At 49.4% G+C, this 23,032-nt stretch carries 29 protein-coding genes; 2 read left to right on the top strand and 27 right to left on the bottom strand.

The window, feature by feature from the left end:
* Positions 1 to 20: 20 nt before the first annotated feature.
* The 20 genes from rpsG to rplE all read right to left on the bottom strand — a co-directional run bounded on the left by rpsG (position 21) and on the right by rplE (position 11,092).
* Entirely contained in the window at positions 21 to 491 is a 471-nt protein-coding gene (gene rpsG, locus KPC83_RS01680; RefSeq protein WP_216278860.1) for a 30S ribosomal protein S7, read from the bottom strand.
* A gap of 42 nt (positions 492 to 533) precedes the next feature.
* The gene (rpsL, locus tag KPC83_RS01675; RefSeq protein WP_216278859.1) at positions 534 to 905 is read right to left on the bottom strand and encodes a 30S ribosomal protein S12; all 372 of its coding nucleotides are present in this window, start codon (positions 903 to 905) and stop codon (positions 534 to 536) included.
* Between the two features lie 377 nt (positions 906 to 1,282).
* Positions 1,283 to 1,843: a 50S ribosomal protein L17 gene (gene rplQ / locus KPC83_RS01670; protein ID WP_216278858.1), complete on the bottom strand. Its 561-nt coding sequence runs from the start codon at positions 1,841 to 1,843 to the stop codon at positions 1,283 to 1,285.
* Between the two features lie 27 nt (positions 1,844 to 1,870).
* Entirely contained in the window at positions 1,871 to 2,812 is a 942-nt protein-coding gene (locus KPC83_RS01665) for a DNA-directed RNA polymerase subunit alpha (RefSeq protein WP_216278857.1), read from the bottom strand.
* A gap of 33 nt (positions 2,813 to 2,845) precedes the next feature.
* Complete coding sequence (gene rpsD, locus KPC83_RS01660; RefSeq protein ID WP_216278856.1) at positions 2,846 to 3,442, bottom strand: 30S ribosomal protein S4; 597 nt, start codon at positions 3,440 to 3,442, stop codon at positions 2,846 to 2,848.
* A gap of 19 nt (positions 3,443 to 3,461) precedes the next feature.
* Positions 3,462 to 3,866: a 30S ribosomal protein S11 gene (gene rpsK / locus KPC83_RS01655; protein ID WP_216278855.1), complete on the bottom strand. Its 405-nt coding sequence runs from the start codon at positions 3,864 to 3,866 to the stop codon at positions 3,462 to 3,464.
* An 11-nt stretch (positions 3,867 to 3,877) separates the two neighbouring features.
* Positions 3,878 to 4,252 (bottom strand): 30S ribosomal protein S13, encoded by a 375-nt coding sequence (rpsM, locus tag KPC83_RS01650; protein ID WP_216278854.1) that lies wholly within the window; start codon positions 4,250 to 4,252, stop codon positions 3,878 to 3,880.
* 15 nt (positions 4,253 to 4,267) lie between these two features.
* Positions 4,268 to 4,381 (bottom strand): 50S ribosomal protein L36, encoded by a 114-nt coding sequence (gene rpmJ / locus KPC83_RS01645; protein WP_006363204.1) that lies wholly within the window; start codon positions 4,379 to 4,381, stop codon positions 4,268 to 4,270.
* Between the two features lie 149 nt (positions 4,382 to 4,530).
* Positions 4,531 to 4,749: a translation initiation factor IF-1 gene (infA, locus tag KPC83_RS01640; protein WP_009141477.1), complete on the bottom strand. Its 219-nt coding sequence runs from the start codon at positions 4,747 to 4,749 to the stop codon at positions 4,531 to 4,533.
* A gap of 96 nt (positions 4,750 to 4,845) precedes the next feature.
* Positions 4,846 to 5,634 carry a type I methionyl aminopeptidase gene (gene map, locus KPC83_RS01635; protein ID WP_216278853.1) on the bottom strand — a complete coding sequence of 263 codons (789 nt, stop codon included), beginning with the start codon at positions 5,632 to 5,634 and terminating at the stop codon, positions 4,846 to 4,848.
* Positions 5,631 to 6,257: an adenylate kinase gene (locus KPC83_RS01630; protein WP_216278852.1), complete on the bottom strand. Its 627-nt coding sequence runs from the start codon at positions 6,255 to 6,257 to the stop codon at positions 5,631 to 5,633. Before KPC83_RS01630 ends, map begins: the two co-directional genes overlap by 4 nt.
* Before the next feature lie 17 nt (positions 6,258 to 6,274).
* Positions 6,275 to 7,561, bottom strand: coding sequence for a preprotein translocase subunit SecY (secY, locus tag KPC83_RS01625; protein ID WP_216278851.1), 1,287 nt, complete (start codon positions 7,559 to 7,561; stop codon positions 6,275 to 6,277).
* Entirely contained in the window at positions 7,555 to 8,004 is a 450-nt protein-coding gene (gene rplO / locus KPC83_RS01620) for a 50S ribosomal protein L15 (protein ID WP_216278850.1), read from the bottom strand. The genes secY and rplO overlap by 7 nt, the downstream gene beginning before the upstream one ends.
* A 2-nt stretch (positions 8,005 to 8,006) precedes the next feature.
* Complete coding sequence (gene rpmD, locus KPC83_RS01615; RefSeq protein WP_216278849.1) at positions 8,007 to 8,189, bottom strand: 50S ribosomal protein L30; 183 nt, start codon at positions 8,187 to 8,189, stop codon at positions 8,007 to 8,009.
* Between the two features lie 5 nt (positions 8,190 to 8,194).
* Entirely contained in the window at positions 8,195 to 8,716 is a 522-nt protein-coding gene (rpsE, locus tag KPC83_RS01610) for a 30S ribosomal protein S5 (protein ID WP_216278848.1), read from the bottom strand.
* 13 nt (positions 8,717 to 8,729) lie between these two features.
* Positions 8,730 to 9,092 (bottom strand): 50S ribosomal protein L18, encoded by a 363-nt coding sequence (rplR, locus tag KPC83_RS01605; RefSeq protein WP_216278847.1) that lies wholly within the window; start codon positions 9,090 to 9,092, stop codon positions 8,730 to 8,732.
* Positions 9,093 to 9,164: 72 nt separating this feature from the next.
* Positions 9,165 to 9,701, bottom strand: a complete 537-nt coding sequence (gene rplF, locus KPC83_RS01600) for a 50S ribosomal protein L6 (RefSeq protein WP_216278846.1) — start codon at positions 9,699 to 9,701, stop codon at positions 9,165 to 9,167.
* Between the two features lie 33 nt (positions 9,702 to 9,734).
* A complete protein-coding gene (gene rpsH, locus KPC83_RS01595) occupies positions 9,735 to 10,133 on the bottom strand; it encodes a 30S ribosomal protein S8 (protein WP_216278845.1) in 399 nt (132 codons plus the stop codon).
* Positions 10,134 to 10,264: 131 nt separating this feature from the next.
* Entirely contained in the window at positions 10,265 to 10,450 is a 186-nt protein-coding gene (locus tag KPC83_RS01590; RefSeq protein WP_022386602.1) for a type Z 30S ribosomal protein S14, read from the bottom strand.
* A gap of 84 nt (positions 10,451 to 10,534) precedes the next feature.
* Positions 10,535 to 11,092, bottom strand: a complete 558-nt coding sequence (rplE, locus tag KPC83_RS01585) for a 50S ribosomal protein L5 (RefSeq protein WP_216278844.1) — start codon at positions 11,090 to 11,092, stop codon at positions 10,535 to 10,537.
* A 426-nt stretch (positions 11,093 to 11,518) separates the two neighbouring features.
* Here rplE and KPC83_RS01580 point away from each other — a divergent pair, with 426 nt between their 5' ends.
* Both KPC83_RS01580 and KPC83_RS01575 read left to right on the top strand, forming a co-directional pair.
* A complete protein-coding gene (locus KPC83_RS01580) occupies positions 11,519 to 14,623 on the top strand; it encodes an immune inhibitor A domain-containing protein (protein ID WP_216278843.1) in 3,105 nt (1,034 codons plus the stop codon).
* Positions 14,624 to 14,932: 309 nt separating this feature from the next.
* Positions 14,933 to 15,400, top strand: coding sequence for a hypothetical protein (locus KPC83_RS01575; RefSeq protein WP_216278842.1), 468 nt, complete (start codon positions 14,933 to 14,935; stop codon positions 15,398 to 15,400).
* A 128-nt stretch (positions 15,401 to 15,528) separates the two neighbouring features.
* Here KPC83_RS01575 and KPC83_RS01570 read toward each other — a convergent pair whose 3' ends face one another.
* From KPC83_RS01570 to KPC83_RS01540, 7 genes are all read right to left on the bottom strand, one after another.
* Entirely contained in the window at positions 15,529 to 16,404 is an 876-nt protein-coding gene (locus tag KPC83_RS01570; RefSeq protein ID WP_216278841.1) for a MetQ/NlpA family ABC transporter substrate-binding protein, read from the bottom strand.
* Positions 16,405 to 16,464: 60 nt separating this feature from the next.
* Positions 16,465 to 17,136, bottom strand: a complete 672-nt coding sequence (locus KPC83_RS01565; protein WP_216278840.1) for a methionine ABC transporter permease — start codon at positions 17,134 to 17,136, stop codon at positions 16,465 to 16,467.
* Positions 17,129 to 17,890 (bottom strand): methionine ABC transporter ATP-binding protein, encoded by a 762-nt coding sequence (locus tag KPC83_RS01560; RefSeq protein WP_216278839.1) that lies wholly within the window; start codon positions 17,888 to 17,890, stop codon positions 17,129 to 17,131. Before KPC83_RS01560 ends, KPC83_RS01565 begins: the two co-directional genes overlap by 8 nt.
* Before the next feature lie 389 nt (positions 17,891 to 18,279).
* Complete coding sequence (locus tag KPC83_RS01555) at positions 18,280 to 20,139, bottom strand: 1-deoxy-D-xylulose-5-phosphate synthase (RefSeq protein WP_253200970.1); 1,860 nt, start codon at positions 20,137 to 20,139, stop codon at positions 18,280 to 18,282.
* A 1,385-nt stretch (positions 20,140 to 21,524) separates the two neighbouring features.
* Positions 21,525 to 22,331 (bottom strand): YebC/PmpR family DNA-binding transcriptional regulator, encoded by an 807-nt coding sequence (locus KPC83_RS01550; protein ID WP_216278838.1) that lies wholly within the window; start codon positions 22,329 to 22,331, stop codon positions 21,525 to 21,527.
* A 143-nt stretch (positions 22,332 to 22,474) separates the two neighbouring features.
* Positions 22,475 to 22,726: a hypothetical protein gene (locus tag KPC83_RS01545; RefSeq protein WP_216278837.1), complete on the bottom strand. Its 252-nt coding sequence runs from the start codon at positions 22,724 to 22,726 to the stop codon at positions 22,475 to 22,477.
* Positions 22,727 to 22,742: 16 nt separating this feature from the next.
* Complete coding sequence (locus tag KPC83_RS01540) at positions 22,743 to 22,997, bottom strand: hypothetical protein (RefSeq protein WP_216278836.1); 255 nt, start codon at positions 22,995 to 22,997, stop codon at positions 22,743 to 22,745.
* Positions 22,998 to 23,032: the final 35 nt, after the last annotated feature.

Below are 23,032 nucleotides of genomic sequence, written 5' to 3'. Positions count from 1 at the left end.
GTGAGTCAATCCTTCCAGGCTTACCAGCGGTAGTGCGAGAAGGCACGGTTGGCCTCAGCCATCTTGAAGACATCCTCGCGCTTCTTCACCGAAGCACCAACGCCGTTGGAAGCATCGAGAATCTCGTTGGCAAGACGCTCAGCCATGGTGTTCTCTTTACGAGTACGGCTGAAATTAACAATCCAGCGAATAGCGAGCTGGGTAGCACGATGGGAGTTAACCTCCATAGGCACCTGATACGTAGCACCACCAACGCGCTTAGGCTTAACCTCAAGCGTTGGCTTGACGTTATCCATAGCCTTCTTAAAGACGGCCAAAGCATCGCCCTCAGACTTGGCAGCAACGATGTCAAAAGCACCATAAACTACACGCTCAGCAGTAGCCTTCTTGCCGTCAAGCAAAATTTTATTAATCAGTTGTGTCACGAGACGGTTGTTGTACACCGAATCCGGTTGAACCTCGCGACGGGTTGCAGATGCACGACGCGGCATTGAAATCTCCTCTTATAGTCTAGGAATGGGACTGCTCAAACGCTATTTAGGGCGCTTAGCGCCATAGCGGGAGCGAGCCTGCAGACGGTTATTAACCGGAGCGCAGTCGTAAGCGCCACGAATAACCTTGTAACGCACACCAGGGAGGTCACGTACACGACCACCACGGACGAGCACGATAGAGTGCTCCTGCAGGTTATGACCCTCACCAGGAATATAAGCAGTAACTTCGATGCCGTTTACAAGGCGCACACGAGCAACCTTGCGAAGAGCCGAGTTAGGCTTCTTGGGAGAGGTGGTGAAGACACGGGTGCACACGCCGCGCTTCTGAGCGTTGTGCTGCAGAGCTGCGTTCTTTGACTTCTTAGCAGATGTCTTGCGGCCCTGACGAACCAATTGGTTGATAGTAGGCAAAGCGTACTCCTTTTCGATTTGCTTCTCGCCCTATTACCTGTGCAACGGCTTGTTTTGTGGCGTCAGCATCCGCCAGAAAAACATGCGGCGTGTAACTTTACGCGCGTGTTGAGTTGATGTCAACAGACCACGCTTCCGGGCGTTCCCCTGTTTTTAAGAAAGAACACAAAATGGACAAATTTCTATGTGCGGTCAAAGTAATGAGCAGGTAGTACCTATAAGATTGTTGTTCACAAATGCCTTAGTCTATCTGTAAATAAAAAGGGTTCGCTGCTGCGAACCCTTCAAAAACGAATGTTTAGGCAATAGAACTAGCAAACACTAAAGCGTAGATACATCTTCCACTGCCTTACACACAAGTCCTACAAAGCTCAATGCTACTCGGTAGCAGACTCTGTCGCCTCAGGTACGGCACAAGCCTCAACCTCAGCGTTCTGCTCGGCAACAACCTCAGCCTCTGCAACTTCCTCAACAGCAGGCTCAGCCTCAACAGCCTCTTCCTCAACCGGAGTAGTCTTAAGCGTAGCTGCAGCCTTCTTAGCTACCGGCACATGCTTTTTAGCTTTCTTTTGCACAGGCTCAGTTACCAGCTCGATGATAACCATCTCGGCATTATCGCCTTTACGGGTGCCCAATTTCATGATGCGCGTATAGCCACCCTGACGGTCTTGCCACATACCCTGAGCAGCTTTATCAAAGAGCTCTTTTACCAAATCTTTATCGCCCAGCTTAGCAATGGCAAGACGACGAGAGTGCAGGTCGCCTTTTTTAGCCCATGTAATAATAGGCTCAGCAAAACCACGAAGTGCCTTAGCGCGAGTCTCAGTGGTCTTGATTCGATCATTCTCAAAGAGAGCCTTTGCAAGACCTCTCTTAATGGCCTTTGTATGAGCAGCGGATGTACCGAGCTTGAGGCCTTTCTTCTTGTTATGACGCATGGTCTGTCTCCTCTAAAACACGAACGCTTAAGCCTTCAGGCCCAGGCCCATGGTTTCAAGCTTGTCTTTGACTTCCTCAATCGACTTCACGCCGAAGTTGCGGATATTGAGCAGGTCGTTCTCAGAGAACTCAACCAGCTGACGCACTGAATGAATACTTGCACGCTTTAGGCAGTTATAAGAACGAACTGAAAGATCCAAGTCTTCAATCTGCTTATCAAGCTCAGCGTTATCAGTAGTCTGCTCAGGCGCAAAGATTGAAATCTCTTCCTCTTCCTCAGGAATATCGGCAAGATTCATGAATGCAGCCATGTGCTGATTAATGATATTGGCAGCCTGAACTACCGCATCACGCGGAGACAAAGCACCGTTGGTCTCAATCTCAAGCACCAAGCGATCGTAGTCAGTGTGCTGACCAACACGACACGCCTCTACAAGCTTGGCGCAGCGATATACCGGCGAGTACAGTGAGTCTACGTGAATGATGCCAATAGGATCGTTGTCACGCTTGTTAGCGTCAGCAGATACATAGCCACGACCATATCCGATACGCATAGTCATCGTGAGATGGCCGCCCTCGGTAAGGGTAGCAATATGCTGATCAGGATTTACAAGCTCAAACTCCGAAGGGATGAAGAAATCTGCACCAGTAACCTCACAAGGACCATTCATAGAGATGGTAGCAGTGGCCTCGTTAGTGGTGCCGAGCGAACGGAACACCAGACCCTTAACATTCAGAACGATATCGGTAACATCTTCAACCATGTTATCCAAGGCCATAAACTCATGCTGAGCGCCGTCAATCTGAATAGCCTCAGCAGCAGCACCCTCGAGCGATGACAAAAGGACGCGACGCAGGGAATTACCAAGCGTATCGCCATAACCACGCTCAAGCGGCTCAACGGATACACGGGCACAGGTGTCACTAATCTCTTCGACCTGAACCTGGGGTCTAATGAATTCTGACATGTATTACCTCCAGCTTCAGCAGCCCCAATCGGACTACTTAGAGTAGAGCTCGACGATGAGCTGCTCTTTGATGTCACCGCTAATTTGCTCACGAACAGGAAGCGAAATCACGTTGCCAGAGAGCTTCTCAATATCAACCTCAAGCCAACCAGGTACCTCAAAGCGCTCAGAAGAAATCAAAGCCTCTTTAATAGGGAGCAGGTCACGGAACTTCTCGCCAACAGCGATAACGTCGCCAGCCTTTACCTGATAGGAAGGAATATCAACACGCTTGCCGTTAACGGTAAAGTGACCGTGACGTACAGACTGACGTGCTTCCTTACGCGTACGAGCAAAACCAAGGCGGAAAACTACATTATCGAGACGGCTCTCAAGAATAATGAGCAGGTTCTCACCGGTAATGCCTTGCATCTTACGAGCGCGATCAAAGTAGCCATGAAACTGCTTCTCGAGTACGCCGTAGATAAATTTAACCTTTTGCTTTTCGCGCAGCTGCATACCGTACTCAGACTCTTTGCGACGACGGCGTGGCTGGCGAATTGATTCTTTCTTGCTGCTATAACCAAGCTCAGCGGGATCGATTCCGAGCTGGCGGCAGCGCTTAAGAACAGGAGTTCTATCGATTGCCATGGTGTTTCGATCCTTTCACTTAGTTACGACGACGCTTTTTAGGGCGGCAACCGTTGTGCGGAATGGGCGTCTTGTCCTGAATGCTTGAGACCTCAAGACCAGCAGCCTGCAGCGAGCGGATAGCTGTCTCGCGACCCGAACCAGGGCCCTTTACGAAAACAGCAACCTTGTGCATACCGTGCTCCATAGCGATCTTTGCGCATGCCTCTGCAGCCATTTGAGCAGCAAAGGGAGTGGATTTACGGGAACCCTTAAAGCCAACCGTACCAGCACTCTTCCAAGCAATAACATTGCCCTGACCATCTGTGATCGAAACGATGGTGTTGTTGAAAGTGGATCGAATATGTGCCTGACCCACCGAAATATTCTTGCGATCCGCACGCTTTAAGCGGGTAGCGCGGACGTTCTTCTTAGCAGTAGCCATCAAGCGCTCCTTTATTTCTTCTTCTTAGCACCGATTTGACGCTTTGGACCTTTGCGGGTACGAGCGTTGGTGTGGGTGCGCTGACCGCGGACCGGCAGGCCCTTGCGGTGACGAAGACCGCGATTGCAGCCAATGTCCATGAGACGCTTAACATTTTGTGTACGCTCACGACGCAGGTCACCCTCTACCATGAGCTGGTGCTGATCGATATACGCACGAATAGCGTTTACCTCGTCCTCGGTGAGATCTTTCACACGAGTGTCAGGATTAATAGAAGCCTCAACGCAAATCTTAGAAGCAGTAGTGCGGCCAATGCCGTAGATGTAGGTCAGACCAATCTCAACACGCTTTTCACGTGGGAGGTCGACACCATTAATACGGGCCAACGTGGATCTCCTCTCTTAGCCCTGGCGCTGCTTATGGCGCGGGTTCTCGCAAATTACAAGAACCTTGCCGTGACGCCGGATGATTTTGCACTTATCGCACATCTTCTTGACCGAAGGACGTACCTTCATCGTTCTTCCTCTCGGTAGTGCTCAAACTACAATGGAATGTTATCTACTCGCCCAGCCGCAGGCGTGAAAAACCAAGACCGGTAATCATGCAAAGACGACTGTAAGGCTGAGCACTCCTTGCAGTCGCATATACACAATGGTGCAGGCGTTTACTTATAGCGATAAGTGATGCGCCCGCGGGTAAGGTCATACGGAGATAGCTCCACAACAACCTTATCACCAGGAAGGATGCGAATGTAGTTCATACGAATCTTGCCCGAAATGGAACAAAGTACCGAATGACCGTTCTCGAGCTCAACCCGAAACATTGCATTGGGCAACGGTTCTGTAACCGTTCCTTCAAGCTCGATAGCATCTTCTTTTTTCACAAGCAATCATCTTTCACTAGACAGAAAACGACAGCAACAGGGAATGATACAACAGCTTTATCTCTGTGCACTAAAAATACGTGACGATTCCACATTTTAGATGGTTCCACCATATAACGAACAGCTTGGCCCTTCATGGTCCGCTGTAAGAATGGCAGGACCGTCCTGTGTAATGGCAATCGTATTTTCAAAGTGAGCGGCTGGTAGATGGTCGCGTGTTGAAACAATCCAGCCATCAGCGCCTATTGATACGCGCGGACTTCCCATGGTAATCATAGGCTCAATTGCTATAACCATTCCCACTTCAAGCTTAACTCCGTGACCAGGCTTGCCATAATTTGGGACATTAGGTTCTTCGTGCATAACACGACCCACCCCATGACCAACATAATCGCGCAGCACTCCATATCCATGAGCTTCTGCAAGCGACTGAATGGCATAGCCAATGTCGCCAATACGATTACCCGGAACTGCAGCAGCGATACCAGCACTTAAGCAATCACGCGTAACTTCACAGAGCGCTTCTAGTTCAGGCGTTGGATTGCCAACGTAGAAGGTCCACGCATTATCCCCCACCCAACCGTCAACGATAGCACCGGTATCAACAGAGATAATGTCACCATCGCGCAAAATTACATCGGGATTTGGAATACCATGTACAACTGCATCATTAACCGAGGCGCAAATGGTCCCTGGAAACCCACCATAGCCCTTAAACGCAGGCTTGCCGCCATGTGCACGAATAACCTGTTCTGCTGCTTGGTCAAGCTCAAAGGTTGAAACACCTGGGCGAACCATAGCCCCAACGCGACGGAGCGCCGTCTTAGACAGCGCTCCGGCAAGCTTCATCTGCTCGATGTCTTGGACAGACTTGAGCTTAATCATAGGCCAAGTACTTTTCTAGTATCAGCATAAACGACATCAACATCGCGATTGCCATCTATTACCTGCAAGATACCCTGACCACGATAATATTCAACGAGCGGACTAGTTGACTTTTCATAGACATCAAGACGATTCTTGATTGTCTCAGGCGAATCGTCATCACGCTGATACATCTCGCCCGTGCAGTTTGGACACTGAGTATCTTGCACTGTTCCTGTGTAGCCACAGTCACGGCAGGTACGACGTGAAGACAGGCGCTCAATGATGGTATCAAACGGAACATCAACCAGAAGTGCACAATCAAGCTCGCGCCCAAGAGCTGACAACTCAGAATCAAGCGTTACCGCCTGCACCGTATTGCGTGGAAAGCCGTCAAGCATAAAGCCTTCTTGAGCATCATCTTCAGACAGGCGCTCTTTAACCAAATCAATAACTAACTGGTCAGGAACCAACTCTCCGGCATCCATGTACTTTTTTGCCTGAACACCCAATTCAGTACCGCCCTTTACTGCAGCGCGCAACAAATCGCCCGTTGCAATATGAGCTATACCAAAGTCACGAACCAAGCGCTGAGCCTGTGTTCCCTTGCCAGCGCCTGGAGCGCCCAACAAAACGATATTCATGCATGCTCCTCTCAGGCTTACTTAAAGAAGCTTTCGTAGTCATACATCTTGAGCTGGCTCTCAATCTTTGCCAGCGTATCAAGAACAACGCCAACCATAATCAGTACCGACGTACCACCGAAGGCCTGAATTAGCTGGTTGTTTGTAAATGAGAACACCATAGACGGCACAATGGCAATGAGAGCCAAGAATATTGCCGAGGGCAAGGTAATCTTGTTGAGTGCGTTCTTGATATACAGAGCCGTTGCTTTGCCTGGGCGAACACCTGGAATAAAGCCACCCTGCTTCTTTAGATTGTCCGCTGTATCGTCTGGGTTAAACACCATTGACGTATAGAAATATGCAAAGAAGACAATCATAAGCACGTTAAGCAGCCAGTTAACCCATCCCGTTGACAAGGTATTAGCAAAGGCTTGCACCCATGCCACATTGGGGAAGAACACCGCAATTTGTGCTGGGAAGTAAAGCAAAGCACTCGCAAAGATGATAGGCACAACGCCTGCTGTATTGACCTTAATGGGCAGATAGGTTGACTGACCACCCATAATGCGACGACCGACAACGCGCTTGGCATACTGCACCGGAATACGACGCTGACCACGCTCAAGATAGACAATGAGCGGAATCACACAAAGGATAACGACGAAGATAACAGCCGTTAAAACCATGTCAGTAGTGCTGCCCGATGAGGACCTAAAAATTGCTTTGGGCAAGCCAGCCATAATATTGGCAAAGATGATAAGACTCATACCGTTGCCAATACCGTGCTGAGTGATAAGCTCGCCAATCCACATGATGAGCATGGCACCGCCTACCAGCGTGCCAACTACCATAACGTCGAATATCCACTCCGGAGCACCGGCACCAGTAAAGCTGATGCCAAAGCTCTTGAATAAGAACAAATAACCAATGGCATTGAGAACACCAAGGCCTAAAGTAAGATAGCGTGAATACTGGGTAATCTTGGTCTGACCAACTTCACCCTCACGCGACAGCTCGTGCAAGCTTGGGATAATGCCCTGGAACAGCTGCATAATAATGGAGCTGGTAATGTAGGGCATGATACCGAGCGAGAACACCGATACGTAGGACAGCGCTCCACCTGAGAACAGGTTGAGCAATGCCATGGCGCCACCAGCAATTGAATTGCCGCTATTTAGGGAAAGACCCAGCATCCCCTGGAAAGGGATGCCAGGTACTGGCAAGTGCGCACCGATGCGATAGAGCAGCAGCATGGCTACGGTGAAGAGAATCTTTCCGCGAAGTTCCTTAATGCGGAACGTATTCTTCAAACCGGTTAGCACGGGAGTTCAACCTTCCCGCCTGCGGCCTCGATCTTAGCCTGAGCAGATGCCGAGACCTTATCGACCTTAACCGTAAGCTGCTTAGTGAGCTCACCCATGCCTAAAACCTTTACCGGCTCATCGGCACACTTAACCAAGCGAGCTGCTTTGAGCGCCTCACCGTCAACAACGGTTCCAGCCTCAAAACGAGCCTCAAGCTCAGAAACATTAATGGGCGTAAACTCAATACGACGAGGGCTGCGGAAACCCGGAAGTTTTGGCAGACGCATTGAGAGCGGAGTTTGTCCACCCTCAAATGATGAGCCCTTGGTTCCGCCGGCACGTGAACCCTGACCGTTCAGGCCGCGACCAGCATAGGTACCGCTACCAGAAGAATTACCGCGACCAACACGCTTACGGCTCTTGTTGGAGCCAGCGTTTGGCTGAAGATCATGAAGCTGCATGGTTACTCCTCTACAATCTCGACAAGGTGCTTGACCTTGAAGATCATGCCGCGGACGCCATCGTTATCGGCAATCTCGCGCGTATCATTGATGCGATGAAGCCCGAGAGCACGCACCGTTAGAACCTGGTCCTTTTTGCAGCCATTTGTGCTGCGAATCTGCTTAATAGTGATGGTCTTAGCCATGTTTGCTACTCCTTACCGACGAACATCTCGCCAACGGTGAGACCGCGACGCTCAGCGACGTCCTCGGGGCTTGACAGCTGCTTGAGACCCTCAGCAGCGGCCTTGATGATGTTCAGGCCGTTGTCGGAACCCAGTGACTTAGACAAAACGTTCTTGATGCCAGCAAGCTCGAAGAGGGGGCGCACAGCACCACCAGCAATAACGCCGGTACCCTCAACAGCAGGCTTAATAAGAATACGGGCAGCACCAAACTCGCCAAGTACCTCATGTGGCAGCGTTCCTGCCTCAGTTACTGGTACATGGAACATGTTCTTCTTAGCGTCAATGCTGGCCTTAGAAATGGCTGTGGGAACCTCGGCGGACTTACCCATACCAAGACCCACGTTGCCCTTACCGTCACCAACAACGACAAAGGCGACCAGCGACATGCGGCGACCACCCTTAACCGTCTTGGCTACACGGTTGACAAATACAAGGCGCTCCTCGAACTCGGAGGCCTCGCGCTGCTGACGTTGATTACGAGCCATTAGTCATTACCTCCTAGAACTCGAGACCGGCGGCGCGGGCACCCTCAGCGAGAGCCTGCACACGACCGTGATAAATACGGCCACCACGATCAAATTTGACAGCCTTGATGCCTGCCTCAACGGCGCGCTTACCAACAAGCTCGCCTACCTTGTGAGCAGCCTCTTTATTGCCTGTCTTCTCGCCCTTAAGCTCAGCCTCAAGTGTTGATGCTGATACAAGAGTGCGATGCGTAGTGTCGTCAACAATCATGGCATAGATGTTGGCATTTGAGCGCACAACACGCAGACGCGGACGCTCAGCCGTACCAAAGATCTTGCTGCGAACGCGACGCTGGCGGTGCTTAAGACCTGCCTGCTTCGCCTTTTGCTTGTTCATTCTTAACTCCTTAGTGAGTTCTGCCGACACCTAACGGGGTATCGGTCTTACGTTAGATCTCAGTAGTGTGTACTACTTAGCAGCCTTACCCAGCTTACGACGGATATGCTCGCCAACGTAGTGAATACCTTTGCCCTTGTACGGCTCAGGCGGACGCTTGCCACGAATCTCGGCGGCAATCTGACCAACCTGCTGCTTGTTAATACCCTTAACATTGATGTGGGTGTTATCAGGCACCTCAAAGGTAATGCCCTCAGGCTGCTCCATAACTACTGGATGCGAATAGCCCAAAGAAAGCTCGAGGTTTGTACCTTTGAGCTGAACACGGTAACCAACACCAGCAAGCTCTAAACCCTTGGTATAACCCTCTGATACACCTACTACCATGTTGTAGATAAGGGCACGGGTTAAACCATGACGAGCACGGGACTCACGCTCATCATCGGGACGAGCAACGGTAAGCTCATTGCCCTCAATAGAAATGGTGAGTTTCTCATAAATATCCTGCTCAAGAGTACCCTTTGGCCCCTTGACGATGACCTTATTGCCATCAACTGTCACATCGACTCCGGCGGGAATCTGGACAGGCTTCTTACCGATACGAGACACGGTGATCTCCTTCCTTCTACGCGCCGACTCGAATTACCAAACGAAGGCGACAACCTCGCCGCCAATGCCCTTGCGACGAGCATCGCGGTCGGCCATTACGCCCTGACTGGTAGAAACAATAGCGGTACCCAAGCCACCGCGAACGCGCGGCAGGTCACGTGCGCCGGCATATTTGCGCAAACCAGGCTTCGAAATGCGCTTGATACCATTGATGACCTTTGACTTTTTAGGTCCGTACTTCAACGTAATGTGAAGGGTCTTAGAGGGCGCGGTATCTTCTACCGTATAGCTCTCAATGTAGCCCTCCTCATAGATGACGCGAGCAATCTCGACGAGCTTTTTGCTGCTCGGCATCGAGACCTCGGCCTTGTTCGCAGAGTTACCGTTGCGGATGCGGGTGAGCATGTCCGCGATCGGGTCTGTGAGATTCATGCGGATTCTCCTTCGTTCTTGATGAACACGTGCTTCGGTCCTTCTCCACCCATGGCGGAGAAGCCTAAGACAGGCACGCACTTCCATGCAATGACACAAGCAGCTTACTTATGTATTGCGCTGGTAGTGACTTACCAGCTGGCCTTTTTGATGCCGGGAAGCTCGCCCTTAAGTGCCAACTCGCGGAAGCAAACACGGCACAGGCCGAACTTGCGATATACCGAATGCGGGCGACCACAACGCTGGCAGCGTGAATACTTACGGGTCGAGAACTTCGGCTCACGAGAGCACTTGACGATCATCGATGTCTTAGCCACTTATTTCCTCCTCACATTGAGAGCAGGCACCCCTCAAGCTGTACCACCCAAAAGCAGTACAGCTTGTTGAGGGAATGCAATTACTTATTTCTTAAATGGGAAACCAAAGAAGTCAAGCAAAGCCTTGGCCTCTTCGTCGGTGTTAGCAGTAGTAACAATGGTGATGTCCATACCACGGGTGTGGTCAACGGAGTCAAAGTCAACCTCAGGGAAGATGAGCTGCTCGGTTACACCCATGGAAAAATTACCGCGCCCATCAAAGCTCTTGGGAGAGATGCCGCGGAAGTCACGGATACGAGGAATAGCAATTGAGGTGAGACGGTCGAAGAACTCCCACATGCGGTCGCCACGCAACGTTACCTTAGCGCCAATGGGCATGCCAGCACGCAGACGAAACGATGCAATAGACTTACGAGCGCGGGTTACCATTGGCTGTTGGCCGGTAATGGTTCTCAAGTCGCGAACAGCGCCATCAATTGCCTTAGAATCGGTTGCAGCCTCGCCAACACCCATGTTAACGACAATCTTCTCAAGGCCAGGAATCTGCATGACGTTTTTATAGCCAAACTTTTCCTGCATAGCCTGCTTGACCTCGTTGCGGTACTTGGTCTTAAGACGCGGAATATACTTCTCTTCTGCCATGAACACTCCTTTGGGGTTTTAAGCGCGGGGCAGTGGCTCTTGAGCACCCATCTTGTGCTCGAGCTGTCCTCGCACCTCCTGCCGCAGCAAACCGTCTATGGCAAAACGGCATGCCAATAAGCCGACAGGAGCCGGTCAATACCTTCGATATATTACGCGCCTGTTCTTTGAATTACCAGAAGAATCTTTTCTCAAACCTTCGTGCTGCGGAAATCCACAACTCGATGCATCGCATGAGACACTGCATGAGACTAAACTTTTTCTTGCCATTCTGCTCTTTTTTTCTTATGAACTACATGTGTTGCATACCAGCTGAAACTTTTTTATACATTGAGCAGCATTGCAGCATTATCCCTGTTGTAAACTAGACACAATTTGCAGGTCACGGGTCTTAAAACCCAAAAAACTAGTAGGAAGTAGGGTAGCATGAAGCAATCCTTTGATGCATGGCATACTAACCTATTCAAACGATGGGGTATCCATGCGGCATGTAGTGCAGCGCTTGTTGGTGCAAGCCTATTTGGCGCTCTCACGCCAGCGCTTGCAAAACCAGCTAATCCTGAGCCGGTTGCCATAACGCAACCCGATGGAGCACGCTTCACCATGCACATGCACGGTGACGAAAAGTTTCACTATTCTCTTAATAATGATGGTGCAGTTGTTCTGAAAGATGAGCAAGATAGCACATGGCGGCAGGTCATTATTAAGGACGGTAAAGTTCAGTTTGGCTCACGTGCCGATAGCAAAAAAGATGCTCATGTGCTTACCAGCGATGATTTATCAAGCACCGCAATGCGTGAGGGTCTCTATGCTCTTGCTGGAAAGACCTACAGCAAAGACATGCTCCACTCTATCCCGGCACCGCTTAGCCTTGACGCGCTTAGAAAGTCGCAATCAGGTAGCGTGTTTCGTGATATGGATAGCTCACCTGCTGGTGATACCACCGAAACAACGCTTCCTTTATTAGTAATTGTGGTTGGGTATGACGACGAGCCCTACCGTAATGACTATGACTGGCACAACATTATCTTTGGGCAAGAGTACAGCGTCAGCGCCCTCTATAAGCAGTCGTCAAACGGCAAATTCACTTGGAAGCCCGCAAAAGAAGATAGTGCGCTCAATGTTCGTGGGAACACCAATACCGCCGATAAAGTTAACGATGGTATTTATCACATCAAGCTCAATTCAAATTATGTAACCGAGGATAATGGCGCCCCATATGTTGATAACCTGCGCAATATCCTAAACAAAGTTGCCGAAGATTTAGACTTTAGCCAATATGACAAAAATGGTGACGGCTTTGTTTCTGACCGTGAGCTGGGCTTAGGCATTATTTTTGCCGGCTACGAAGCAGCCACGGGCATTGTCCCACAAGGTCACCATGGCATGTGGTCGCATCAGTGGACGCTTAAAGAGGCCATGCACTCGAATACCCCCCACCAGGTTATGACTCCTGCAGGCACTAAGGTTGGGCTCGACCGCTATGTCATCATGAGTGAGACCGAAGCGCAGTCTAATGGACGTGAATATCAAAGTGGCATTGGCGGCATTGGTCACGAGCTAGGGCACTTCCTTGGCCTTCCTGACCTATATGATGCGCGTTCGAATAATGCTGGTGAAGGCGCTTACGCAGATTACACCACAGGTGCGCTCTCTATTATGGATGGTGGCTCATGGGGCCTCACTAAAAACGGCGAGTATCGTCCTACCTTCTTTGACCCCTATTGTCGCTACTGGCTTGGCTACATTGATCCTGAAGAGATTACTGACGATGGCATCTTTACCGCGACATCGCAAATGAGCACCGCTGGTTATAAGGCCTATAAGATTAACCTCAACGAGCATGAATACTATATGGTAGAAAACCGTCAGTATGAATCGTTTGACGAAGGCATGTGGTTCTACTATGGCCAAGGCACCGCAGGACGTATGGGAGCCAATGGTCAGTGGGTTAACACCTATAGCTTTAGCAATCCTACGGGCGGCATTGTTGCATGGCATGTAGATAATGATATTGCGACGCGCTTTGCGCTTCCTTTGAACACGGTTAATGCTAAAGACCATCGCCAGGGCATTATGGAGGCCTACTACGAGGTACCAAGCATTGATGATGGTCGCCCCTTGCTGCGTTTGCCCTTTATGAATGCCTCAACCAACCAAACCCTTAATAATGCGCTTTTGCCAGTTATGGCCTATAACGGAAAAGACACCCCAGCTGAGCGCACCGACACGGGTATTCGCTTAAGCACAACAGATGAAGGCGATAAGTCAATGACCTTCAAGGTTGACTTCCCCGCTGAGCTTACTGACGCAGTGTTAAGCGCACAAGAAACCGAATATGATGCTGGTGAAACCGTGGCGCTTCCATCAGCCGGCGGTGCTATCAATCTCAGTGTTGGTTCTCGTGGTACTGGCGTGAGCAACGAGACGGTAACAGCACAGGTTTATAAGGGTGACGAGCAAGTTACCGACACTTGGGCACATGCCGCACTCACACGTGGCTCTGATGGAAACTACACAGGAACTCTCACGGTTCCAGCCAATACGGGCACTGATGCGCTTGCCTATACCGTGCGCTTTAAGCTCAACGATACCGAAGTTTCAAAACTTACAACCCCAGTTAATGTTGCAGGCGTTCCGGTCTTTGTTCGTGCGGACCTTTTTGAGGGTACAAGTTCAACCCCTGCAGAAAACAAGAGCTTAAGCCTCCCCTACACCGCTGGTAAGGTGCGCGTAGTGGTGAGCGCAAGCAATGTTGACGCACGTCAATTAACAGCGCAAGCCTATCTCAACGGGGAAGCCGTGACAGACGCTTGGGCACGCGCAAGCTTGAGTGCTTCTGAAAGCACTGCTGCTGGACGCCCTGCCTTGCGCGCTGCACGCGCTGCAAATGATGCTGCTTCAAGCTCCTATGTTGCTGAGTTTACGGTGCCTGAAAACACTACAGCAAGTGAGCTCACCTATACGATTCGTGTTGCGCATGACGGCACTGAGGTTGAGGCTCTTCGTTCTACTGTTCGTGTTGCCGCAAGACCTCAGCCAGACACCACAAATACAGAAGAAACAGGTTCTGGGTCTAATGCAGGTTCAACAGGCTCTGGGTCGAATGCGGGGGCTACTGGTCCAGGCTCTAATGCAGGAACAACCGGCTCTGGGTCGAATACAGGAACTAGTGGTTCTAGCTCGGGTGTAGAATCAACCGGTTCTGGCTCAGGCACTGGGTCAATGGGCTCCAGCTCACCTATGGGTTCCGGCGGCTCTGGTTCAAGCACTGAAGGAGTTGAGCCAAATTCTGGTTCAGGGGTGAATACTCCAAAATCAGAAGTACCGGTAACTCCTCAGAAAGAGCCATCAAGCAAAGCTGAGCACAACCCTCAACCGCGCAAGGATAAGCGTCCCGGTAAAAAAGCAGGTACCCATAAAGACCTGCCGAGGACAGGAGATGTTGCCGTGGCTGTTTCACTCATAAGTGCTGCTCTTGGCTCTACTGTGCTTGCTGCCCGTTCTCTCACTCAGCGCAAGCGTCGCTAGTGCGTCGCTAGCCAACGCTGCGCACGTGCTTACACGCACTGCTGCTTTTGGGCACCGTGCTTGATTGCGTACATATCGCGCATGCATATTGGGACGTCGGAAAACCGACGTCCCTTTTCTTTTGCGTCATAAAATAAGTAGTGCGCGTCACTCACAAAATACAGGCTGAGTACACCGCTGCAATACAAAATCTCTCGCATAGCCTTAAGACTATAACGCAGGTGTTATAAAATATATCAACGTATGGTATATTGACTTTACTAGCGTGTATATGATGTCACGGGCTTAGTCAATAAAGGAGAGTGCTCTATGAGGAAAAAACATTACGCTCTTATTTCTCTAGTATGTATTGCTCTTCACCTGTCACTTTTCTTTTATTTCATCAACGTTCCAGTAGTCGGTTACGACATCAATGCTTATATCTCGGGAAACTGGGCTGATATTTCAATAATCGGAAAAACGGTTCTCTTTATCAGCCTCCCTGTCTTTTATACCGCAATCTCATCCTTTTTCTTCCTACTGATACGACTTGCTATACACAAAGCAAAAGGTTCGAGCTTGATGCACGCCCCAGCACCAATGAGCACGACAACCACTACTCTTTCTAAAATTCTCTTTTTGCTTTATATCCTTTATTTTGGCGCTCAACTATTTCTTCCTGAGGCCATATTGCCCTATACACCTCAACTATTCACACCTATTACCCTTATATCAATTGTTGATAGCCTGATTGCCATATTATTTGGTTTCTTCATCGCTCTTAAGCTTACTATCTAAAGCAAAATTAATTAGACAGTGCGTCAAATATAAAGCCCTCCTACGCGACAAGCGAGGGAGGGCTAATCTGCCTACGTTTCTGCCTACGTTTACTAGAAACACACAGTTTGGTGCCGAGGGATTATTCCTTAAAAGCCAGGCAATACGTCCTCGCCAAAATTCTCTTTCAGATAGGCCTTAAAGTCGTCGGATTGCAAAACCTTTACAAGCGCACGAACCGCCTTGTCGTCCTTCTTATCGGCAGCGGTGCAGATAATATTGCCATACTGCTCAACAGCGGTAGAACCGGCTGCCTCATGAGCAAGCGCGTCCTTGACGTGATAACCTGCCTCAATAGCATAGTTACCATTGATAACAGCAAAATCAACCGACTCCAGCGTACGCGGAACAGCAGCTGCTTCAACCTCTTGGAAGCTAATGTTGTGCGGGTTCTCTGCAATATCGTTAGGAGTAGCCTCAAGATTCTTTGCGTCTTTCAGCTTAATAAGTCCTTGGTCTTGCAATAGTAACAGCGCACGGCCTTCGTTGGTGGGGTCGTTAGGAACTGCAAACACAGCTCCATCAGCAATTGCCTTCAAATCCTTTGATTTGCCTGCATAGATGGCCATGGGCTCATAGTGAATAATGCCAGCGCTTACCAGGTCGGTTTTATTCTCTTTGTTGTAGTTATTGAGATAGTTAACGTGCTGGAAGTAGTTAGCATCTACCGCGCCCGACGTTGTATCTTTGTTGGGCTGGATGTAGTCGGTGTACTCTTTCACCACCAGCTCAATACCTTCGGCTTTAAGCTTATCAGCAGCAAACTTGGTAAGAATCTCAGCATGCGGAGATGGGCTTGCAGCGACGGTCAATTTAGTGGACTCTGAAGCAGCTGAGCCGGCAGCAGTTTTTGCAGCACCACCATTGCTGCATGCAGCAAGACCACCAGCAGCAAGCACGCCAAGGCCAGCAAAGGCAGCCTTAACAAAACCACGACGAGAAACAGAAGTGTGAATCTGAGACATAAGAAAATCCTTTCAATACAGTTCAACATGCATATCTTTGAGTCGCCGAAGATATGCGTTTTAGCGATGGTCAACCTTTCGAGCGACCAGATTACAAATGCTCTGAATGAGCTGAACGAGTACGACAAGCAGCACAATTGTGATAATCATGACATCGTTTTGATAGCGATAATACCCATAACGAATAGCAATATCGCCCAAACCACCGGCACCAAGCGCACCTGCAATCGCGGTATATCCAAGCACCGCAATGAGCGTAACTGCTACACCGCGAACAATGGAGGGCAAAGCCTCGGGCAAGAGTGCCGAGAACACGATGCGCGGAATTGACGCGCCACAGGCCTCAGCAGCCTCTACCACATCGTGCGACACCTCAGCAAGAGACTGCTCAACCATGCGTCCTACAAACGGTGCTGTTGATACCACAAGTGGAGGAATAACACCCACAATTCCAGTTGAGGTGCCCACCAACAGTGAGGTTGTAGGAATCAATGCCACCATGAGGATGATAAAAGGCAGAGAGCGTCCGATGTTTACCAACCAGCCAAGCACAGCATAAATCACAGGCTGCGGACTAAGCCCACCAGGTGCACTCAAGTGCAGCACTACCCCAATGACAATGCCCAACAAATAAGCAATAGCAGTTGAAACAAAGACCATGATTAAGGTATCAAGCGTACCCTGTAACAGCAAGGTGCCAAATTCGTCGATAAGCGCAGCAAAATCAGGCATCCCAGTCCACCTTTCCAAGCAAGACGCGTGTTGCCTCAGCCTGCGGTTGAGCAAACACCTGCTCAACCGACCCCTGCTCAACAACGTGACCAGCTTCAAGAACGGCTACCTGAGTGCAAATCTTTTGAACAACATCCATCGCATGCGTAATAGCAACCAGCGTTACACCAGTCTCTTCGTTGATGTCGCGCAGCAATTTGAGAATTGTATTGGTGCTCTTAGGGTCAAGTGCTGAGGTAGCCTCATCACAAAGAATAACCTCGGGCTTGCAGGCAAGCGCGCGAGCAATAGCTACTCGCTGCTGCTGACCACCAGAAAGCTGGCTAGGATACGACGATGCCTTATCAGCAAGACCTACACGGTCAAGCAACTCAAGCGCACGATGACGGTTTTCATCGGTCACTGTTCCATTTGCTGCGAGAAAGGGGAAGCATACGTTTTCGACAGCAGTCTTTTGTGCTAGTAAACCAAAGTTCTGAAAAATCATAGCCACGCGGCGACGATACGCACGCAGCGCTGACCCTCTCAGATGAGTTACATCTTGCCCATCAAATTCAATGGTGCCCGAGCTAGGACGCTCAAGCAAATTGATGGTACGCACGAGCGTAGACTTGCCTGCGCCGCTCATTCCGATGATGCCAAAACGCTCACCATCACCAATAGTAAGGTTAATATCGCTGAGCGCAGCAACCGAGGACGAAGCTGCCTTGGCGGCATGCTCGTAGCGCTTTGAAAGATGTTGGATACTAATCACGAGTTAAACTCCGCTTGATGACGAATTAAAAGACGGGCTCTCCCCCGCCGGAGAAAGCCTAACAGAGGCGCCCGGTCTCCCCCACACTGCAATATGCGCGCAGCATGACAAAGTGCCCGGGCGAGGGCATCTCCATGACCATCATCATCGTGCTATGTGCGGCAGTCGTATTCATGCGGTTGAGCTTACCAGAGTATGTGAATGGTGCAAGTGGTTGTAACCACCGCGAAACAATTGCTTGAGGACTTGGGTGACGGGCTTACAACGATATGCATGTGGCGCTGCTCTTTATTCATTTTGAACAGCACCACCATTCAATTTGTTTATGTATTATCCGTAGTATCACAATGCGTTATGCCGCAAAACGTCTCAACGATTAGCACTGAGTATTAGTGTTGGGTTGCATTGCCTGCAGCGTCGGCAGCAGCAAGCGCACAGACAATGTCACTACATACCAACTCAGGGCTAAGGCGGGCTTCAGCAAGCACGTCAGAGGCTGCAAAACGGTCATAGAACTTTGCTGGAATACCACGCGCTATAAACCGTGTGCTTGGTTGATGCTCTGCCATATATGCTGCAAGTTTTTGACCCAAGCCGCCCTCAATTGAGCTTGCCTCAAGACTGAGTATCAAACTGTGCTCAGAGGCTAGCTTGTCAACAAGCTGCGTATCAAGCGTGAGACTGCGTGCCTGAACAATACTTGGAACGATGCCTGCTGTCTGAGCAAGATGTGCTGCAGCAGCTTTTGCAAGCGCTAAGCCATCGCCCACCGCAATAAGCGCAACTTTTTCGCCCTGTTGCACAGTGTGCCAGCTCGTAGTAAATGCAGGGGCTTTGCCGAGCTCCTCCGCTTGCATTTTGTCAATTTGCTCTGAGGTAGTATTCTGCAGCTGGGCAGGCAAGAAAATAACCGTTGTGCCTTGTGTTTGGCTCAGCGCATAATCAAGCGCCTGACGATATTCACACTCGCCTGTCGGACATAAGGTTCGCAGTCCAGGAATGGTTCCCAAGGCGCTTTGCTCAAACAGCCCTAGGTGTGTTGCATCATTCATACTAAACACTGAATTGCCAAAAGCGATGATTGTGAGCGGCACTTCGTTTAGGGCAGCATCATGTGATATTTGGTCATACGCACGCTGCATAAAGGTTGCATGGGTTGCAAAAACCGGATGTAAACCAGCGCGTGCCATACCTGCCGCCATTGTAACTGCCTGCTCTTCTGCAATGCCCACATCAATAAACTGCTTACCTGCTGCACGACGGTACTCTGAACCAAAACCAATGACTCCGGGAACGCCTGCCGTAATGAGGCGCAGACGTGCGTCGTTAGAAAAACGCTCCATAAAATACTCGCGTGTAATTGCTCCATAACCCCGAGAGCTCGTATAGTTTGCTTCTCCTGTCGCACGGTCAAACGGGCCTTCATAGTGCCAATATTCTTTGTTTTGCTCGGCAATCTCAAAGCCTTTGCCCTTTTGCGTATGAATATGCAAAACGATAGGATGAGTAGCGGTCTTAGCATCCTCAAACAAGCTAATAAGCTGCTGAATGTCATGGCCATGCTCAAGATAGCGATAGTCAAGCCCCATTGCGCGAAAAAGATTGTTGCTTGCTCTACCCTGTGTTGCGCGCAGCTCTGCAAGGTTTTTATAGAGTCCGCCATGGTTTTCGGCAATGGACATCTCATTGTCATTCACAACAATGATGAGCGGTGTCTCCATTTGACCAGCAAAATCAAGCGCCTCAAGCGCCAAGCCACCCGAGAGCGACCCGTCACCAATTACCGCAACAACATGTGCGCCATCTCCACGCTCATCACGCGCAAGAGCAAGACCTTCTGCCAAGGCAACGCTGGTTGACGTATGCCCTACCTTGAAGAAGTCGTGAGGAGATTCGTCCTGGTTGCTATAGCCCGAAATCTCGTCAAAGCGCTCAGCATCAAGAAAGCCAAACGCACGACCCGTCAGCATTTTATGGGGATAACTCAGATGAGAAACGTCCCACACAAACTGGTCGTGGGGGCTATTAAAGACGTAGTGCATTGCAATAGTTGTCTCAACAATGCCAAAGTTGGGGCCAACGTGCCCACCATGCTGAGTGAGTTTGAAAAAGAGCGCCTCACGAATCTCATGTGCAAGGTCTTCAAGCTGTTGAGCACTAAAAGCCTTAATATCCTGCGGATCGTGAATTGACTCAAGCAAAGGTGAGGAAAGCTGTGTTGATGTTTGATGTACAGAAGCAGCAGCCAACGATGGTCATCTCCTTTTATAATTGGTGGACTTGTTTGCGAGGGCAAAAGCCTGGGTTGTTTATACCCACCAGTTAGCTTGCGCATCTGGGTGCTCTACGGGCGCTATTAAAATTACAAAACTGATTTGATTCGCAAGCAATGCCTCTGAGCTGCACGTTGGAAAACTAACGAGTTTGACGCTCGAATAACACCTCTGAACTGCGCTTTGGCAAAAATGACTAATTTGACGCAAAAAACTGTCATTTTTGACTAATTTGGCATAAAGCGACAGTTGTTAACTTACTCTCAACTCATCTACCTGCAGTTTTGCCAACTAAATATCAACCCGCTGGGTTATAGAGAGTACCTTTTCGATATTTTTGCCAAAGCGACAGGTGTAACTTTTCTATATGACAAGAGCGTTAGTACCCGGTGCAGTGTAATAATGTTGCAGTTACGTTTTGCGATGCAATGTCGCTACGCTGCGTCAACATGCGGGATACAGCCTCGGCACACTGCGGCAACATTCCGACGTTATGGGAAGCTGCAGGGATTCTTGGAGCAAACAATGTTCCTACGAAATTACGAAAACTCATAGGCGCTGGAAGTAAAAGGACCTAGTGTACGATTTTTCAGTCACACCTTGAGTATAGGGGGTCTGTACAAGCAAGATTTTCAGCATTTCCGCAGGAAAGATGCTTTACTGTAGTGGAGTGTACTTTACTTCAAGCAAAAATTCGTACACTAGGTTGATTCCTCTTGAAAGTACTGATGCGATGCAGCTCATATCACCTATTGACCAGAAAACAGCGTAACAGAGGCAGTTTGAGTAGTCGGACCAAGGTATTGCATTCGGAGAATTCTGAGTAGCACATTCGTAGAATGCAATGCCTTGGTCTTTGCGCTGCCTTAGTGAGAGTGAAGTTCGCGAGCAAGTAAGTGTTTAATGGCAGATAAGAGTTTCAACCAAACCCATTTCATCCCATACGTGCTGCTTGTGTATGGCGAGGTGTGGGGTGAGCTGAGTGCCGTTGTGTATTTGGCATTTACTGTAAGAAAGGGACGAATGATTATGCTCGGAGAATTTTTGCGAAGCACATTTGGAGAACACAATCATTCGTCCAGCTGATATGAGGTGATAAGCAATCAACTGAGAAGGAGAATGAGTTCGTAGAACAGGTGATGTAGAGCCACAGCATAAAGGTGGCATAGCTTTTCTAAGGGAACTCTCGCGTAGCGCAGTTCCCGTGAAAAGACTATGCCACCTAACAAATCTACGAATCACTCAACAAACTTAGACAGCGTGAAAAGCCTCTGCCTCAAACTAAACGTAGAGCGAAATCAGAGCTGTAACCACAGCTCACCCCACACCCCGCCTCTAGGAAACAAGCGGCAGCGTATGCCTTACTCCTCGGACAGCGCCTCGATAACCTCGTCGGTCATGTCCATCGTGTTGTATACGTCTTGAACGTCATCCAACTCTTCCAAGCGATCAATAAGGCGTTGCACCTTTTTGGCATCAGCAGCAGAAACCTCGGTAGGCGTGGTTGGCACCATGATAAGCTCAGCACCCTTTACCTCAATGCCCTGACTCTCAAGCGCACGAGACACAGCCATAAGCTCGCCTGGATTAGTCCAGACAATCCACTCCTCGCCGCCGTCCTCATAGTCATCGCCGCCGGCTTCAGCAACAGACATCATGAACTCTTCTTCATCGCCAGCAGCACCGTTGGCCATCATGTTCTCTTTTTTGTCGTTGGGGTCAACAATCTCTTTTGAAACCACAACTTGACCGCGACGCTCAAACTGGAAAGCCACAGAACCGGCAGTACCCATGTTACCGCCAGCATGTGAAAACGCCGAACGAACATCAGCAGCAGTGCGGTTGCGATTGTCGGTAAGGCACTCTACGTAAACAGCAACACCCGCTGGACCATAGCCTTCATAAACAATATTCTCATAAATTGCAGCATCGGCACCCGAGCCAAAAGCCTTGTCAATAGCAGCCTTGATTTTATCCTTTGGCATGGACTGAGCCTTTGCCTTAGCAACAGCAGCAGCAAGGCTTGCATTGTTCTCAGGATTGGGGTCGTTGCCCAAACGAGCAGCAACAGTAATGTTACGGCTTAGTTTAGAAAAAAGTGCAGAACGCTTGGCATCCTGAGCGCCCTTGCGATGCTTAGTTGTAGCCCATTTTGAGTGTCCGGACATCCACGTGCTCCTTCTAAATTGTGCTCTCGAACCGCATGCATAAAGCATGGTTTCTCTCTATAAATAAACGCTAGCAAATGATATACCGATTAGAGATGCTGCGCAAATATGAGTGCTTGAGTCAAATTAAGAAAACAGCTTTATTAGATTTGAGAATCTTCCCCTTCATCGGACGACTGCTTTAGTTTTCGTAACTTTCGCCTAGCAGAATCTCTAAAGCACCAAACCACAATAACCGCTACAAGAAGAAGCAAGCCATAACCTGCTTCATTGTAGGAGTCAGAGCCAAATCTTGCTGCCATAATGTGCCAATAACCTACCATCAATATTACTTGTAACACAGACCAGATAATTAAAATAATCCGCCGCTTCCTTATTTCATTTAGTTTTTCCATGCTACTCACTTTACTCTTACCTTGTCTCCGACGACCCCTTCTCGGAAGATGTTTTTTTCATCTTTCGCAATTTTCTCCAAGCAGAATCTCTAAAGCACGAAACCACAATAACCGCTACAAGAAGAAGCAAGCCATAACCTGCTTCATTGTAGGAGTCAGAGCCTAATCTTGCTGCCATAATGTGTGAATAACCTACTATCAAGATTACTAGTAACACAGACCAGATAATTAAAATAAACCACTGCTTCCTTATTTCATCTTGTTTAGCCATACTCTTCGCCTCATAAGCAATACAAACCATTTTTG

Origin of the sequence: Collinsella sp. zg1085, assembly GCF_018889955.1 — a bacterium.
GTDB lineage: Bacteria > Actinomycetota > Coriobacteriia > Coriobacteriales > Coriobacteriaceae > Collinsella.
The sequence above is the reverse complement of the archived record's forward strand: the minus strand, read 5'-3'. Positions and strand labels throughout refer to the sequence as shown.

Bases quoted from the DNA above. Each gene is read 5' to 3' on its own strand.
- KPC83_RS01540 (WP_216278836.1), bottom strand. From the start codon at position 22,997: ATGGCTAAACAAGATGAAATAAGGAAGCAGTGGTTTATTTTAATTATC.
- KPC83_RS01545 (WP_216278837.1), bottom strand. From the start codon at position 22,726: ATGGAAAAACTAAATGAAATAAGGAAGCGGCGGATTATTTTAATTATC.
- rpsD (WP_216278856.1), bottom strand. From the start codon at position 3,442: ATGGCAATCGATAGAACTCCTGTTCTTAAGCGCTGCCGCCAGCTCGGA.
- rplR (WP_216278847.1), bottom strand. From the start codon at position 9,092: ATGAACAAGCAAAAGGCGAAGCAGGCAGGTCTTAAGCACCGCCAGCGT.
- rpsK (WP_216278855.1), bottom strand. From the start codon at position 3,866: ATGGCTACTGCTAAGAAGAACGTCCGCGCTACCCGCTTAAAGCGTGCG.
- rplE (WP_216278844.1), bottom strand. From the start codon at position 11,092: ATGGCAGAAGAGAAGTATATTCCGCGTCTTAAGACCAAGTACCGCAAC.
- rpsG (WP_216278860.1), bottom strand. From the start codon at position 491: ATGCCGCGTCGTGCATCTGCAACCCGTCGCGAGGTTCAACCGGATTCG.
- map (WP_216278853.1), bottom strand. From the start codon at position 5,634: ATGATTAAGCTCAAGTCTGTCCAAGACATCGAGCAGATGAAGCTTGCC.
- rpsH (WP_216278845.1), bottom strand. From the start codon at position 10,133: ATGAATCTCACAGACCCGATCGCGGACATGCTCACCCGCATCCGCAAC.
- KPC83_RS01665 (WP_216278857.1), bottom strand. From the start codon at position 2,812: ATGTCAGAATTCATTAGACCCCAGGTTCAGGTCGAAGAGATTAGTGAC.
- KPC83_RS01580 (WP_216278843.1), top strand. From the start codon at position 11,519: ATGAAGCAATCCTTTGATGCATGGCATACTAACCTATTCAAACGATGG.
- rpsE (WP_216278848.1), bottom strand. From the start codon at position 8,716: ATGGCTCGTAATCAACGTCAGCAGCGCGAGGCCTCCGAGTTCGAGGAG.
- rpmJ (WP_006363204.1), bottom strand. From the start codon at position 4,381: ATGAAGGTACGTCCTTCGGTCAAGAAGATGTGCGATAAGTGCAAAATC.
- KPC83_RS01565 (WP_216278840.1), bottom strand. From the start codon at position 17,136: ATGCCTGATTTTGCTGCGCTTATCGACGAATTTGGCACCTTGCTGTTA.
- rplO (WP_216278850.1), bottom strand. From the start codon at position 8,004: ATGCAGCTTCATGATCTTCAGCCAAACGCTGGCTCCAACAAGAGCCGT.
- KPC83_RS01575 (WP_216278842.1), top strand. From the start codon at position 14,933: ATGAGGAAAAAACATTACGCTCTTATTTCTCTAGTATGTATTGCTCTT.
- rpmD (WP_216278849.1), bottom strand. From the start codon at position 8,189: ATGGCTAAGACCATCACTATTAAGCAGATTCGCAGCACAAATGGCTGC.
- KPC83_RS01570 (WP_216278841.1), bottom strand. From the start codon at position 16,404: ATGTCTCAGATTCACACTTCTGTTTCTCGTCGTGGTTTTGTTAAGGCT.
- KPC83_RS01550 (WP_216278838.1), bottom strand. From the start codon at position 22,331: ATGTCCGGACACTCAAAATGGGCTACAACTAAGCATCGCAAGGGCGCT.
- KPC83_RS01630 (WP_216278852.1), bottom strand. From the start codon at position 6,257: ATGAATATCGTTTTGTTGGGCGCTCCAGGCGCTGGCAAGGGAACACAG.
- rplQ (WP_216278858.1), bottom strand. From the start codon at position 1,843: ATGCGTCATAACAAGAAGAAAGGCCTCAAGCTCGGTACATCCGCTGCT.